The organism is Pantoea sp. App145, from assembly GCF_047947045.1.
Classification (GTDB): Bacteria; Pseudomonadota; Gammaproteobacteria; order Enterobacterales; family Enterobacteriaceae; genus Pantoea.
Window position 1 is genome coordinate 594249 of the sequence record NZ_CP133290.1, and the last position, 15664, is coordinate 609912.

Below are 15664 nucleotides of genomic sequence, written 5' to 3' on the forward strand. Positions count from 1 at the left end.
GTTAATCGACGTGCGGATTCTAGCACGTCTCTGTCAAATGCGGTAAATCGCGCCGCGTTTTCCGCGACGCAGTGAACAATCAACGCTCACGCCGCCAGGCTTCGGCGGTCAGGGCTTCGCCAAAATGGCTGGCGATCAACCGTTTGGTCAGTTCATGCAGCGGGGAGGCCAGCACATCGGCGGTACCGCCACGCTCCACCACTTCGCCCTGATGCATCACCAGTACCTGGTCGCTGATGTGCTTCATCATGCCGATATGCTGGGTGACATAAATATAGGAGATACCGTGCTTCTCCTGGAGCTCCAGCATCAGGTTCACCAGTTGTGAACGCATGGTCATATCCAGCGAGGCCAGCGCTTCATCTGCCACAATCACTTTAGGTTGCAGAATCAACGCACGCGCCAGCGCCAGACGTTGCTTCTGCCCGGGAGCCAGCATATGGGGGTAATAACCAGCATGATCGCGTAATAAGCCCACCTGGCGCAGCGTGGCAATGATGCGTTTTTCCCGCGCGTCGTCATCCAAATCGGTATTCAGGCGCAGCGGGAAATCGAGGATCTGGCTGACGCGCTGGCGCGGGTTCAGCGACGTTGTCGGGTCCTGAAAAATCATGCGGATGCGCTGGCTACGATAACCATAATCGCCATACTCCAACTGATGATCGTCAATCAGGATTTGTCCATCTGTGGGGGGAACCATGCCGCTCAGCATCTTCGCCAGCGTTGATTTACCGGAACCATTTTCCCCGATAATCGCCAGCGTCTGTTTTTCGCGCAGGGTAAAACTGACCTCCTTCACCGCCTCGACATGCTGGCGGCGAAACAAACCGGTACGGTAACGGAAGGTTTTGCTCAGATTGCGCACTTCCAGCAGCGTTTCCATGTTTACTGACCCTCCATATTCAGCGGGAAGTGGCAGGCAAACAGATGCGCTTTGTTGCCGCTAAGACGCGGTGTTTCGATGCATTTACGTTGCGCATAGGGGCAGCGTGGGCCAAGACGGCAGCCAATCGGTAAATGCTCCAGCGATGGGATGGCGCCGGACAAGGTATTCAGGCGGCTTTTGTGCGGCAAAGCGCTACCAAAATCCGGCATCGCGCGGATTAGCGCCTGAGTATAAGGGTGATGCGGTGTCCCCATCAGGTCATCACTCTGCGCGGTTTCCACCGTCTGGCCACAATACATCACGTTGATGCGATCGGCCCATTGACTCATGGTGCGCAGGTCATGGCTGATCAGCAAAATGGTGGTGTTGTTGTTCTGATTGAGGCGGCTGAGCAGGCGGAAAATCTGCGCCTGGGTGGTGGGTTCCATGGCGTTGGTCGGCTCATCGGCAATCAACAATCGTGGCTGGTTCGCCAGGGCGATAGCAATCATCACTTTCTGGCATTCACCCTCGGTCAGCTCGTAAGGAAAGCTGCGCATGATGTCTTTATGATCTTTGATACCGACGCGATGTAGCAACTCAATGGCACGCGCTTTGCGCCAGAACCACAACCGCTGATACCAGTGGCCTTTAAATGTCCAGCCGGGTATCGCCTGCATCAGCTGGCGACCAATGCTTTCCGAGGGGTCAAGACAGGACTGCGGCTCCTGAAAGATCATTGAGACGTTGTGGCCGACAATGCGACGGCGTTCGCGCGGGGACAGGCGCAGCAGATCGATATCGTCGAAGCGCATACGGTCGGCGGTGACGCGCCAGTTATCTTTAGTGACGCCACAGATGGCTTTGGCGACCAGGCTCTTGCCGGAGCCGGATTCGCCCACCAGACCGCGCACTTCGCCTTCGGTGAGGGTCAGATTGATACGATCGACCGCCTTGACCGGGCCTTCTGCGGTCATAAATTCGATGGTCAGATTGCGGATATCGAGTAACGGCATTATTCAGCTCCCGCTTCTACGGCGCGACGGATGCCGTCGCCCAGCAGGTTAACAATCAATACACTCACCATCAGCGCAGCCCCGGGTAACATGACCGTCCAGGGGGCAACATAAATCAGTTCCAGCGAGTCACCCAGCATCGCGCCCCATTCGGGCGAGGGCAGCTGTGCGCCAAGATCGAGAAAACCGAGCGCGGCGATATCGAGAATCGCCATCGATAGCGAACGCGTAAATTCACTGACCAGCAGCGGAAGGACGTTAGGCAGTACCGCACTCCACAGGATATTGAAGTTACGCGCCCCATCCAGACGCAGTGCCACCACATACTCTTTTTCCATCTCATCGTGCACGGCGGTGTAGATTTCGCGCACCAGACGCGGGATCAGCGCCAGCCACACGGCCAGCATGGCGTGCTCCAGCCGTGGGCCAAGAAACGCCACCACAATGATCGCCAGCAGCAACGAGGGGATCGACAGCAGTGTATCCAATACGTGGTTCATCACCGCCGAACGCAGACCGTGGGTAATGCCAGCCAGCACACCGAGCACCAGCGCGCAGATCGCCGCCAGCAGCGTAACCAGAATCGCCGAACCCACGGTTGGCGTCACGCCGCTCAGCAATCGGCTAAGGACATCGCGGCCCAAATCGTCAGTGCCGAGGAAGAACGAGACATCGCCATAGCGTGACCATGAGGGCGGCAGTAACTGGTAGCCAAGGAACTGCTGATCGATACCATATGGCGCCAGCAGGCCGCCAAACAGACACAGAAACAGGATGGCACCGAAACCATATAAGCCGATCATCGCGCTGGTGTCGTGATAGAAGCGCTGCCAGCTGAGTCGGAAGGTGCCGGGCTGCCGTTTTTCGGCGTAGATATTATCGTAGGGCATACCATTCCTTATGTTTCAACGGGTTAAGCGCCGCGCCAACAATATCTGACAGCACGTTAACTACGATCACCAGGCTGCCGACCACCATCACGCCGGCAGAAATCGCGGCATAATCCTGCTGGCGGATAGCATTGATCAGCCAGCGCCCCAGACCTGGCCAGTTGAATACCACTTCTGTAATCATTGCCAGCGTCAGCATGGTGGAGAACTGCAAACCCAGTCGGGGGATCACCGGGGGCAGTGCGTTATGCAGCACATGGCGGCGGATAATGGTAAAACGTGACAGCCCACGCGTCGCCGCCGCTTTAACGTAGTTTTTATCCATCACCTCGCTGGTGCTGCTACGCAACAGGCGAATCACTTCGGTGGTCGGGGCAACGGCCAACACCACCACCGGCAGGATCATATGGGTCAGGGTGCTGATCAGCATCTCATGTCGCCACGGTGAATGACTCAGCCAGGCATCAATCAGCGCGAAACCCGTGATGTTCTGTACCGGATAGAGCAAATCAAACCGGCCAGATACCGGCAACCAGCCGAGGGTTAACGAGAAAAACATCGTGAAGAGTAATGCCAGCCAGAACACCGGCATGGAGAAACCAAGCAGTGCCAGCGCGCTAATCGCCTTGTCCTGCCATTTATTCCGCATCACCCCGGCACAGATCCCGAGCGGAATCCCGACCATCAGCGCCAGCATAAAGGCCAGAATGCACAGCTCCAGCGTGGCGGGAAACACCTCGCGTAGCTGGATATCAATCGACTGGCCATTGGTACTGGACACCCCAAAATCAAACTGCAGCAGCCCCTTAAACCAGAACCACCAGGCATCAAACAAGGACGCGCCTTCCAGCGGGGCATTGGGGGTGAAATAGCTTAGGCTGAAGCTGACCAGCGACAGCAAAAACAGCGTGATAATCAACAGCAGCAGGCGACGCAATATATAGATGATCATGCTTATTCCTCGCTGCTTTCATCACGATAAACGCCTGCGAATGAGGCGTTACCAAACGGACTCAGCACCAGGCCTTTAATATCATGGCGATAGGCCTGCAAACGTAGTGACGATGCCAGTGGCAGCACCGGCAGCTCCTGCGCCAGCATCTGCTGTGCTTTATCGTAACTTTCAATGCGCGCCGCGAGCTGTTGTGACAGCAGGGCCTGTTGCAGTACCTCATCAAAGGCGGGTGAGCACCAGTGCGCGTAATTGGTTTGCGAGCGAATCGCCGCGCAGCTCAGGAGCGGACGGAAGAAGCTGTCGGGGTCGTTACTGTCGGTGGCCCAGCCGGTGAGGGTAATATCATGGTTCATGGACATCAGCTGAGCTTCCTGAAAACGGCCCTCCACCGGGACGATGGTGACGCGCACCCCGACCTGCGCCAGATCGGCCTGTAACAACTCAGCGGTTTTCAGCGGGCTGGGGTTCCACGACTGCGATGCAGTGGGCACCACCAGGCGCAAATGCAGATCCTCCACACCCAGCGCCTTCAGGGTTTCCCGCGCTTTGGCCGGGTTATATTCGGTAACACGCGCGTTATTATCATACGCCCACGAGGCGCGCGGCAGAATTGATGCGGCGGTTTCAGCGGTGCCGTAATAAATCGACTCCATCAAACGTTCATTGTTGATCGCCAGCGCCAGCGCGTGCCGCACTTCAGGTCGATCCAGCGGCGGTTTACGGGTGTTAAAGGCCAGATAAGCGATATTCATGCCGGGACGCAGCGTCATACGTAAACGTGGGTCGTCGCGCAGAATACTGAGCTGGCTGGCAGCTGGATAGGCCAGCACGTCACATTCACCGGTCAGCAATTTCGACAGGCGACCGGTGCCACCGACGCCGAGATCGATCACCACCTGCTGGAGACGTGGCACTCCGCGCCAGTATTGCGGGTTGCGCGCCAGACGCAGATATTGCCCGGTACGGTATTCGCTGAGCTGGAATGGGCCTGTGCCAACGGGTTCACGATCCAGTTTCTCCTGCTGCCCTTTGGCCGTCAGTTGATCGGCATACTCTTTGGAGAGCACTGGCGCGTAATGGGTGGCGAGATGCCACAAGAACGAGGCATCCGGACTGTTCAGGCGAATCTCGACGGTATCGTCATCGAGTTTTTTCACGCTCTGCACCGAGTCCGCAAATTGCAGGCTATCAAAATAAGGGTAGCTGCCGCCGTTAACGTTATGCCATGGATGCTGACGATCAAACATACGGGCAAAGCTGAACACCACATCGTCGGCATTCATTTTTCGTGTCGGCGTAAACCAGTTGGTGTGTTGAAAGGCAACATCTTTACGCAGGTGGAAGCGATACGTTGCGCCGTTATCACGCACTTCCCAGCTTTGTGCCAGGTCGGGTATCAGCCGATAGGTATAGGGATCGACATCAAGCAGGCGATCGTAAAGCTGCGCGGCAAGGGTATCGACCACTAACCCGCTGCTGGCCAGCTGCGGGTTGAAGGTATTCACCGTGCCGTTGACGCAATAAACGAAGCCGGTATGGCGAATATCGTTCGCAGGCAGCGCCCATGCAGACGCACTCAATACGCTGAGGCCGAGCAACAGCGTGGGGAATAATTTTGGCATAGAACTCAACGATTCTGAGGCAATAGCGAGAGTGTATCGCAAACGCTGGGTACTCCCCAAATTAAGGACAGTTCTGGTGTCTTTTTCAGCAAACCGAGGGTGGGGTAATCACAACGTTAGTGTGGAGATGAGAAAAATTCTCAATTAGGGGTTTACAGATGATAATAAGAATGATTATTATTCTTCTGCGCTTCGACGGTGGCTCTACCGAAGAAGAGCACGACATTGCTCACATTGCTTCCAGTATTTGTTGCCCGCTTATAGCGGGCTTTTTTTTCTTCATATTTTGCGCTGTAGCTGTGTTGGCTGCACTCGCTCGCCCTCCTGGCCACATACTTATGTATGCTCCCAGGGACTTGCTCCCTTGCCGCCTTGCTACAGCGCAAACTATTTCGAAAACCTGTGCAGTAAACTCTCATAGTGAACGTTATTATCATGGAGGCGTTTATGACGAGGATATCATCAACAGCTGTAGGGATACCGAGGCCAGCTGCCGGTTCGCGCAGAGGCTCGAAAGTTAAGGATTCAACGACCATCCTGTTAAACGGCAAAGCCTGCAAGGTCAGCTTCGAAAACATCCCCGCAGCAAAACCAGCATCGGTTCGTAAACATTATTTCAAACCCGGACGCTATTTTTTTACTGGCGTGCTAACAACGGGGGCCATCGCCACGGCGATGTGTAGCACACCGTTATATTCACCATCGGGCAGGCCACAGCAAATCGCAGCCCGAACGTCCGGCGTTACCATACATGCGCCACCGGTAAAGGTAATATCACAACCGGCCCCGGTTTCCGGGTATCATAATAAAAGTCAGAAACCTCTTCCCTTGAGAAAAGCTGTTGTCAGGCACCATTACCAGGTTATTTCGGCCATCAACCCGGCTAAGCACCATCCTGTAAAATCCCGGGCGCGTGATGCGCCAGCGATCAATGTCCGTTCTGATAATCCTGCCCAGACAGCAATTCATGTTTTGAATCGTCCGCATGAAGAAAAACACAGACTCATCAGGAACGATAAAGACGTTGAACGCACCCGGACACGCAATCGGCAGCAACAACGGGATGATAAAACCAGGCGTGGATTGGGTGACACAGCAGACTGGCGTTTATTACCACACGATAATCAGATAAGAAATGTCCGGTCACTTCCTGTCAGACAGATGCAAACGACACCAGCCCCTTTTAATCCTGTCGATGTCATTATTATCAGGAGACTGGATGAAGGAATTAAAACCCAATATACCCTCCTGGATATTACCGGTATTTTGACGGAAGCCTTTAAACGACCGGTTGAATCATTTATTAGCGCGGCAATTGAACTCTATCAATATGCTTCCACCAGGCTTTTAGAAACAAAAACTGAACAGGCTTTGAAATCATTGGCTATCCAGCTTGGCAAAATAGAATCCCTCGCCAGCTCACTGCATCCGGCCGGACTCATCAGGAGTTCTCTGGGATCTATCTTTTCATTGATAAATGATCATCTGGCGGGAAGGGCGGTTGACCGAAACGAACTGGAGTCTGCGCTGATGGATCTTTTGAATGTCAGGTTCACCGCAGGTCTCCAGGAAACCGCTGAATATAAGCGCGGGGATGTTGGCTGGCAAACGGAACATGTCCTGCTTTTACCAGAAATGAAAACATTTTCATGGCCGGAGAAAACCCTCAAATCTTATGATTATGGGGAAGGAATGATCCTGTGGCGCGATGAGAATGAGGATTTATATCTGCGGATTAAAGAATCGGATAATACGTATAAATATGTGAATGTTTTTTTTGAAGGTGATTTCCTTACCGTGAAGGAGAAGAGTAATCATCCCATATATGGCTCACAGCAGAAAAGCTATTTTTTTGATAAGGATGCAGGTTGGGTTTACGACAAAAAAGCCTTCCGAAGTTTAAATAATCTTCCTGAAATCGCCAGTAAACTTTCTGGTATCGGGGATATCAGTCGTATTCAGGGTTATCCAGGAGTTTATTTTCAGGAAAAAACCAGTCAGTACTTCTTGCGCATTGGGCAAAAAGAGGGACAGGCTGAGTATATAGAGGTTGTCGTGGACGGTCAGGGTTTTACGACGCCAAAACGGCATTTTAATGATGTGAATTCGTTTAAGAAAGGTGGGTTAAGTCAGACGAAGTTTATCTATAATGAAAAAATGAAACAATGGAAAAGAAGCGAAGTAACCTCGCCAGTTTTTGATCATACCATACCGAAAGAACTAAAGCTGAAATTATCCCGTGAGCTTAATTTAACGCCAGTCACTGGATTGCCAGAAATTTATGAAACAAATGACGGAAAAAGTTATCTCAGAACGGGAAATACTAATGGCAGGGATTCTTATGTTGCGGTCGATATATTAGAAAATAAACGGGTGCAAATAAAATTGCCATCCACTTACACCCGACCTGAAGGTGCATCACCACTGGCGTATACTTTCGATGGTGAAAAGGGGCAATGGAAGCTTGATGAAAGGATCATGGGTGGCGGGGCGGGCATGTCCAGTATCCCGGAAAATTTAGAAGGTGAAATTATATGGGGCAGGGATGATGTCACAGACGATGTGATAAAAAGAAACAGAGTGGTGGCTGAAGGAAAGAATAGCATCGGGAGAAATAATATTGCGCATAAAATTGCGATAATACAGGCGATTAGAAATTTTGAAATGACTCTCGACAGAGCAGAACCTTTGCTTGCCGCTAAAGATATCAGAGTCAGAGAGGTCATTTCTGAATATCTTGGTATTCAACCAAATGGAGTCAGTGATGCTATCTTCGCTGAAGTAACTAAAATCGTATCAGAACTGAGAGAAGCACAAAAATGGCTGGCTGATGAAGACAAGAGCGTGCTGGAGTTAGAGTACCTGGGGGGAATAAAAGCCAATGCCGTCTATTATCCCTTACTAAATAAAATCGGCCTTCCTGAATTGTTCTGGTCAAAAAACATATGGGAACAGGCGCAGATACTTATCCATGAGTCGGTACATGCTAAAGTTACTAAGGGAGAGGGTACAGGCACGGAACCGTTGCCGGATAATTATTACGTTGGCGCACCCGTAACAGAAAAGGATTTTTGTAATTCTAATTGTAATTTCATCGTTAAGACGATTCCGCTGGAAGACAAAATTGAAATACGGAGACAATGGCACCGCTCTATCGCCAGCAGCAGAGCGAAGCATTATCTTCAGTTCTCAGATAAACAACGTGAAGGGTTTATCGCCGCAATGCAGGCCAGCACTTATGACGAGGCGATAACCACATTTATCAATAACAGTAAGTTAAGGCGTGAATTTATCCTCTACAACCCCGATACCGTATCCGATATGGTGCTGGAAATTGCCGAGTTTGCGGAGGCGAAACGTTAACGGTTTTATCCTTCATCCCGCAGCTGAATACCATGCTTCTTCATCATCGCCCGCAACTGGTGGTAGGTCACGCCCAGTAAATCCGCCGCCCGGCGCTGGTTATATTTCGCCTCCGCCAGGCTACGTTCCACCAGCTGGCGTTCCTGCTGGTTCTGCCACTGACGCAGATCGAGTGGCAGGGCTGGCTGGTTATTTTCGGTGCTGGCAGCAACCGAAACCGGCGCGCTGCGCGGGGCAAACGGGTTAATAATGATGTTATCCAGCGGCTCCTCAATGCTGTGATGGCGGTATACCGAACGTTCTACTACGTTTTTCAGTTCGCGCACATTACCCGGCCAGTTGTAGTGCAACAGCGCCTGTTGCGCCTGTTCACTGAAGCCGGGGAACAGCGGCAGACCCAGTTCGCGGCACATCTGAATGGCAAAATGTTCTGCCATTACCAGGATATCACTGCGGCGCTCGCGCAGCGGTGGCAGCTGGACGACGTCAAAGGCCAGACGATCGAGCAGGTCCGCGCGGAATTTGCCTTCCGCTGCCAGCGCGGGCAGATCTTCATTGGTGGCGCACACCAGACGGACATTGACCTGTAGTGACTGGTTGCCGCCGACGCGCTCCAGCTGCCCATATTCAATGACGCGCAGCAATTTTTCCTGCACCAGCATCGGCGCTGTCGCCAGTTCATCGAGAAACAGCGTGCCGCCATCGGCGCGTTCAAAACGACCGAGATGGCGTTTCTGCGCACCGGTAAAGGCACCGGCTTCATGGCCGAACAGTTCAGAATCGAGCAGATTTTCATTCAATGCGGCGCAGTTAAGGGAGATGAAAGGACCCTGCCAGCGATCGGATAAATAATGTAAACGGCTGGCAATCAACTCCTTACCGGTACCGCGTTCGCCAATCACCAGCACCGGTTTTTCCAGCGGGGCGAGCCGCGAAACCTGTTCCAGCACTTCAAGAAAGTTGTTGGATTCGCCCAGCAGGTTGTCATTACCATTTGCCATGATGAATTTCACCATCAGTTAATCAATTTCACTACCTTATGCGAATGCTGGTGGGATGTAAAACAATCAAGATCAATAAATTCATACAGTTAAAAACTGGCACGCCTTTTGTATTAGTGATGAGCGTCTTACGCAACCACATTACACTCTGAGGAACATCATTATGGGTATTTTTTCTCGTTTTGCCGACATCGTGAACGCTAATATCAACTCTCTGCTGGAGCGCGCCGAAGATCCGCAGAAACTGGTACGTCTGATGATTCAGGAAATGGAAGACACACTGGTGGAAGTGCGCTCCACCTCGGCCCGTGCCCTGGCCGAAAAGAAACAACTGCTGCGCCGTATTGAGCAGGCCGATATTCAGCAGGCCGAATGGCAGGAAAAAGCCGAGCTGGCTCTGCGCAAAGATAAAGATGATCTGGCGCGCGCGGCACTGATTGAAAAACAGAAACTGACCGATTTGATCGCTGCGCTGCAACAGGAAGTTTCACAAGTCGAAGAGACGCTGGAACGTATGAAGGGGGAAATTGGTGAGCTGGAGAAAAAACTCAGCGAAACCCGTGCCCGTCAGCAGGCGTTGACGTTGCGTCACCAGGCCGCCTCTTCATCGCGCGATGTGCGTCGTCAACTCGACAGCAATAAACTGAATGACGCGATGGCACGTTTCGAATCGTTTGAACGCCGTATCGATCACATGGAAGCAGAAGCGGAAAGCCAGCGTTTTGGTAAACCGAAAAGCCTCGATCAGGAGTTCACCGAGCTGAAAGCCGATGATGAAATCAGCCAGCAGCTGGCGGCCCTGAAAGCCAAAATGAATCGCAGCGAGTAATGGTGCTGAACCAGTCACGGGTTAAATGATTAAGGAGAGTCAATGAGCGCACTTTTTCTGGCCATACCGCTGACCATCTTCGTGCTGTTTGTCGCACCGATTTGGTTATGGCTTCATTACAGCAACAAACGCAACGGCGGTGCGGAGCTTTCATCGAGCGACATGCAACGTCTGCAACAGATGACCCAGGATGCTCGCCGGATGCGCGAGCGCGTCGAAGCGCTGGAAGCAATTCTTGATGCCGAACACCCGAACTGGAGGCAGCCATGAGCAGCGGAAGCCTGAAAGGGCGGAAGCTATGGCGTATTCCCCAGCAAGGTAAAGTGCGCGGGGTCTGTGCTGGCCTGGCGGAATATCTTGATGTCCCCGTCACGCTGCTGCGGGTGATTCTGGTGCTGTCGATGTTTTTTGGGCTATTCGGCTTTGTCCTGATCGCCTATTTTATTCTCGGCTTCGTGCTGGATGTAAAACCGGATGATGCGCCGGACGTACATAAACCCAGCGCCAGCGAGTTGCTGGACGAGCTGGATGAGGCGCTGAAGCACGATGAGCGCCATGTACGGGATATTGAGCGTTACGTCACCTCGGAAACCTTCAGTGTGCGTAGCCGTTTTCGTCAAATTTAATTGCCGGAGGTTGCCTTGTCCGCCCAACGTTTTACAACTCTGCGTCGCCGCGCAGCACCTGCGTTGAAGTCGGCGGGAAAATTTATCATCATCAGTGCAGTCACATATGCCCCTGGCGGCCTCGCTGGCTGGGCAGTGAAATCGGTGGCGCGGCGTCCGTTAAAGTTGTTACTGGCGTTTGCGCTGGAACCGTTGCTGACGAAGGTGTTTAGTCGTCTGTCAGCACGCTTCATCAGGGAAAACGATGAAAAGACTGCAAAATGAATTGATGGCGCTGGTGAATCGGGGAGTTGACCGTCACCTGCGCCTTGCCGTGACGGGCCTGAGCCGCAGTGGCAAAACGGCCTTTATCACCTCATTGGTTAATCAGCTCCTGAATGTCCACAGCGGCGCTCGTTTGCCGCTGTTTTCTGTGGTGCGCGAGGAGCGTCTGCTCGGGGTCAAACGTGTGCCGCAACGCGAACTGGGTACGCCACGTTTTACTTATGACGAAGGTCTGGCCCAACTGTATGGCGTGCCGCCCTGCTGGCCCACGCCGACACGAGGCGTCAGTGAAATGCGTCTGGCACTACGCTATCGCCCGGATGAATCGCTGCTGCGCCACTTCAAAGATACGGCCACGTTGTATCTGGAAATTGTCGATTATCCTGGCGAATGGCTGCTCGATTTACCGATGCTGGCGCAGGATTATGCTGGCTGGTCACGGCAGATGCTGGGATTGTTGCAGGGCGATCGCGCCATATGGGCGCAGCGCTGGCGCAGTCTGTGTGCCGATCTCGATCCTTATGCTCAGGCCGATGAAAACCGTCTGGCCGCCATCGCCGCCGCCTGGACCGATTATCTGCATCAATGCAAAGCCGAGGGGCTGCATTTTATTCAGCCGGGACGTTTTGTGTTGCCGGGAGATATGGCTGGTGCGCCTGCATTACAGTTTTTTCCCTGGCCTCAGGAGGACGATATCCAGCGGCAGGCACCGGCGGGCAGTAATTTCGCGATGCTGCAGCAGCGTTTTAACTACTACTGCCAGCATGTGGTGAAAGGTTTCTATAAAAATTATTTCCTGCGCTTTGATCGGCAGATTGTATTGGTTGACTGCCTGCAACCGCTGAACAGCGGACCGCAGGCGTTTAACGATATGCGTCTGGCGTTGACACAACTGATGCAGAGCTTTCATTACGGCCAGCGCACCTTATTTCGCCGTTTGTTTTCGCCGGTTATCGACAAGTTGCTGTTTGCTGCCACCAAAGCGGATCATATCACCGCCGATCAGCACGCCAATATGGTGTCGTTATTGCAGCAGCTGGTGCAGGATGCGTGGCAGAACGCCGCATTCGAAGGCATCACCATGGATTGTCTCGGTCTGGCCTCGGTGCAGGCGACCGAAAGCGGGCTGGTTGATCATCGTGGCGAGAAGCTCCCCGCGCTGCGCGGTAACCGTCTGGACGATGGTGAAGCGCTGACTTTCTATCCCGGCGAAGTGCCGTCACGCCTGCCTGGCCACACCTTCTGGCAACAGCAGGGATTTCAGTTTGAACAATTCCGCCCGCAGCAGCTCGACGTTGACCGTCCACTGCCACACATTCGTATGGATGCGGCGCTGGAGTTTTTATTGGGAGATAAGTTGCGATGAACGATGAAACACCGTTGAAACCGCGCATCGACTTTGCCCGGCCTCTGGATCGCGAAGCAGATAAACCGCTGCGTGCGGCGCAAACCTTCAGCGCCGACACTGACGTGGCGTTTCTCGCCACCCGTGAGGAGGAGCCGCTGGAAGAGGGCGCGGGTGAAAAAGTGGTTGAAGCGGCACTGCGTCCGAAACGCAGCCTGTGGCGCAAAATGGTGGGTGCTGGCCTGGGCATTTTTGGCGTCAGCGTGGTGGCTCAGGGAGTGCAATGGATGCACGATGCCTGGCTGACACGTGACTGGTTTGCACTAGGCAGCGGCGTTGCCGGTGGCTTGATCATCGCCGCCGGGGCGGGTGCGCTGATTAGCGAGTGGCGTCGGTTATATCGATTGCGGCAGCGCGCTGAGGAGCGTGATGTAGGGCGTGAGTTACTCCATAGCCATGGTATCGGTAAAGGGCGTGCATTTTGTGAAAAACTGGCACAGCAGGCGCAGCTGGATCAGGCGCATCCTGCATTGCAGCGCTGGCATGCTGCCTTGCATGAAACGCATAACGATCGTGAGATAGTCACGTTGTATGCGCAGCTGGTGCAGCCGGTGCTGGATCGTCAGGCCCGGCGTGAAATCAGCCGTCATGCGGCGGAAGCGACCCTGATGATTGCCGTCAGCCCGCTGGCACTGGTGGATATGGCTTTTATCGCCTGGCGTAACTTACGCCTGGTGAACCGTATCGCCACCCTTTACGGCATTGAGCTGGGCTACTTCAGCCGTCTGCGTCTGTTCCGTCTGGTGCTGCTGAATATGGCCTTTGCCGGAGCCTCAGAACTGGTACGTGAAGTGGGCATGGATTGGATATCGCAGGATATTGCTGCAAGGCTTTCTGCCCGCGCAGCCCAGGGGATTGGTGCCGGACTGCTCACGGCACGCCTGGGTATTAAGGCGATGGAGCTGTGTCGACCTCTGCCATGGCTGGAAGATGATAAACCGCGGCTGGGTGATTTCCGCCGTGAACTGATTGGCCAGTTGAAAGAAACCCTCAGCAAAAGCGAGGCTAAAGCAGGGCAGAGTGCTAAATAATCAGTACCCGCTCACCTTTCGCACTGAAAAGGGTGTGAAAGGTGAGATTTTCTTTGTTAATTGTGATTTTTGGCGGGATTATTATTGGTTGTTCCGTTACACTTTTGTCAATCGTCGGCTTCATACTGTCAACTTTTCCTGACAGGCCCCTTCTGAGGCGTCGCAAGTTAGCGTATTATCACTAAAATCAAAACCTGAATAAGGCCATCGCAATGCGTTTGGAAGTTTTCTGCCAGGACCGTATCGGGCTGGCGCGCGAGCTGCTCGACCTGCTGGTTGCCCGCAATATCGACCTGCGCGGCATTGAAATTGCGCCACTCGGGCGCATCTACCTCAACTTTTCCGCATTGGAATTTGAACAATTCAGCTCACTGATGGCGGAAATTCGCCGTACACCTGGCGTGACAGATGTACGCACCGTGGCTTACATGCCATCAGAACGTGAGCACCGGGCGCTGAGCGCGTTACTGGTGGCGATGCCGGAACCGGTATTGTCCATCGATCTCAAATGCAAAGTGGAACTGGCGAATCCGGCGGCACAAAATCTGTTTAATCTCGACGAACAAAAAATCCGCAACCAGAACGCGGGGACGCTGATCAGCGGCTTTAATTTCCAGCGCTGGATTGAGAATGATCGGGTTGATGCTGAGGTGCAGCACGTGGTGATTCAGGGACGTGATTTCCTGCTGGAAGCGCGCCCGATTTACCTCGCTGAAGAAGAAGGCCAGAGCGATCAGCCGGTGGGTGCGATGATTACCCTGAAATCCACCGCGCGGATGGGCCGTCAGTTGCAGAATCTGACGGTAACCGATGAGTCGGAATTCGACCATATCGTAGCGGTCACGCCAAAAATGCGTCAGGTGCTGGACCAGGCTCGTAAGCTGGCGATGCACGATGCACCGCTGCTGATTGTCGGTGATACCGGCACCGGTAAAGATATGCTGGCGCGCGCCTGTCATTTGCGCAGCGCGCGCGGCAAGAAACCTTTCCTGGCGCTGAACTGCGCCTCGTTGCCCGATGATGTGGCAGAAAGTGAGTTATTTGGTCATGCGGCGGGTGCCTATCCTAATGCGCTGGAAGGGAAAAAAGGGTTCTTCGAGCAAGCGAATGGCGGTTCGGTGCTGCTGGACGAAATTGGTGAGATGTCACCGCGTATGCAGACCAAGCTGTTGCGCTTCCTGAACGATGGCACCTTCCGTCGCGTCGGCGAGGAGCACGAGGTACACGTTGATGTGCGAGTGATTTGTGCCACGCAAAAGAACCTGATTGAGCTGGTACAACGTGGCGAATTCCGTGAAGATTTGTTCTATCGTCTGAATGTACTGACGCTGAACCTGCCGCCGCTGCGTGAACGTCCGCAGGATATCCTGCCGCTCACTGAAATGTTTGTCGCCCGTTTTGCTGATGAACAGGGGTTGCCACGCCCGCGCCTTTCTCCGCAGCTGACAGCCTTTCTCACGCGTTACAGCTGGCCGGGCAATGTGCGACAGCTGAAAAATGCCCTGTACCGAGCCCTGACGCAGCTGGAAGGCTATGAACTCCGTCCGCAGGATATCGTGTTGCCGGAGCAGGCGCTGGATGTATCGATGGGAGAAGAGGCGATGGAAGGTACGCTGGATGAGATCACCAGTCGTTTTGAACGTTCGATCCTGACGCGCCTGTATCTCTCTTATCCCAGCACGCGTAAGCTGGCGAAGCGACTGGGCGTGTCACACACTGCCATTGCCAATAAGTTGCGCGAATATGGGTTAAGCCAGAAACGCAACGAAAGCGAATAATTCGGCATAAAAAAACCGT

14 protein-coding genes are annotated in these 15664 nt (G+C 53.5%); 8 read left to right on the forward strand and 6 right to left on the reverse strand.

Annotated features, from left to right (window positions below):
* Positions 1-79: 79 nt before the first annotated feature.
* Genes sapF through sapA form a run of 5 tightly spaced genes read right to left on the reverse strand, consistent with a single transcriptional unit; the run spans position 80 to position 5348 of the window.
* Complete coding sequence (sapF, locus tag RCF31_RS02675) at positions 80-883, reverse strand: putrescine export ABC transporter ATP-binding protein SapF (RefSeq protein ID WP_299453558.1); 804 nt, start codon at positions 881-883, stop codon at positions 80-82.
* Between the two features lie 2 nt (positions 884-885).
* Entirely contained in the window at positions 886-1881 is a 996-nt protein-coding gene (gene sapD / locus RCF31_RS02680) for a putrescine export ABC transporter ATP-binding protein SapD (protein WP_299453561.1), read from the reverse strand.
* Positions 1881-2771, reverse strand: coding sequence for a putrescine export ABC transporter permease SapC (sapC, locus tag RCF31_RS02685; RefSeq protein WP_084875050.1), 891 nt, complete (start codon positions 2769-2771; stop codon positions 1881-1883). Before sapC ends, sapD begins: the two co-directional genes overlap by 1 nt.
* On the reverse strand, positions 2758-3723 hold the full coding sequence (sapB, locus tag RCF31_RS02690) for a putrescine export ABC transporter permease SapB (protein WP_416412408.1): 966 nt from the start codon (positions 3721-3723) through the stop codon (positions 2758-2760). Before sapB ends, sapC begins: the two co-directional genes overlap by 14 nt.
* Before the next feature lie 2 nt (positions 3724-3725).
* Positions 3726-5348 (reverse strand): ABC transporter substrate-binding protein SapA, encoded by a 1623-nt coding sequence (gene sapA / locus RCF31_RS02695; protein WP_416412409.1) that lies wholly within the window; start codon positions 5346-5348, stop codon positions 3726-3728.
* 447 nt (positions 5349-5795) lie between these two features.
* On the opposite strand from sapA, the gene RCF31_RS02700 reads away from it, so the two are divergent.
* On the forward strand, positions 5796-8711 hold the full coding sequence (locus RCF31_RS02700) for a hypothetical protein (RefSeq protein WP_416412411.1): 2916 nt from the start codon (positions 5796-5798) through the stop codon (positions 8709-8711).
* Positions 8712-8716: 5 nt separating this feature from the next.
* Here RCF31_RS02700 and pspF read toward each other — a convergent pair whose 3' ends face one another.
* Positions 8717-9712 (reverse strand): phage shock protein operon transcriptional activator, encoded by a 996-nt coding sequence (gene pspF / locus RCF31_RS02705; protein WP_416412413.1) that lies wholly within the window; start codon positions 9710-9712, stop codon positions 8717-8719.
* A gap of 163 nt (positions 9713-9875) precedes the next feature.
* Between pspF and pspA the strand changes: the two genes are divergently transcribed.
* From pspA to tyrR, 7 genes are all read left to right on the forward strand, one after another.
* Complete coding sequence (pspA, locus tag RCF31_RS02710) at positions 9876-10541, forward strand: phage shock protein PspA (RefSeq protein ID WP_084875040.1); 666 nt, start codon at positions 9876-9878, stop codon at positions 10539-10541.
* Positions 10542-10583: 42 nt separating this feature from the next.
* Positions 10584-10811, forward strand: coding sequence for an envelope stress response membrane protein PspB (gene pspB, locus RCF31_RS02715; protein ID WP_299453582.1), 228 nt, complete (start codon positions 10584-10586; stop codon positions 10809-10811).
* Entirely contained in the window at positions 10808-11167 is a 360-nt protein-coding gene (gene pspC, locus RCF31_RS02720; protein ID WP_416412415.1) for an envelope stress response membrane protein PspC, read from the forward strand. Before pspB ends, pspC begins: the two co-directional genes overlap by 4 nt.
* Before the next feature lie 15 nt (positions 11168-11182).
* Positions 11183-11431 (forward strand): phage shock protein PspD, encoded by a 249-nt coding sequence (gene pspD, locus RCF31_RS02725; RefSeq protein WP_084875032.1) that lies wholly within the window; start codon positions 11183-11185, stop codon positions 11429-11431.
* Positions 11412-12797, forward strand: a complete 1386-nt coding sequence (locus RCF31_RS02730; protein ID WP_416412417.1) for a YcjX family protein — start codon at positions 11412-11414, stop codon at positions 12795-12797. Before pspD ends, RCF31_RS02730 begins: the two co-directional genes overlap by 20 nt.
* A complete protein-coding gene (locus RCF31_RS02735) occupies positions 12794-13867 on the forward strand; it encodes a TIGR01620 family protein (protein WP_416412418.1) in 1074 nt (357 codons plus the stop codon). Before RCF31_RS02730 ends, RCF31_RS02735 begins: the two co-directional genes overlap by 4 nt.
* Positions 13868-14079: 212 nt before the next feature.
* Positions 14080-15645: a transcriptional regulator TyrR gene (gene tyrR / locus RCF31_RS02740; protein WP_299453594.1), complete on the forward strand. Its 1566-nt coding sequence runs from the start codon at positions 14080-14082 to the stop codon at positions 15643-15645.
* Positions 15646-15664: the final 19 nt, after the last annotated feature.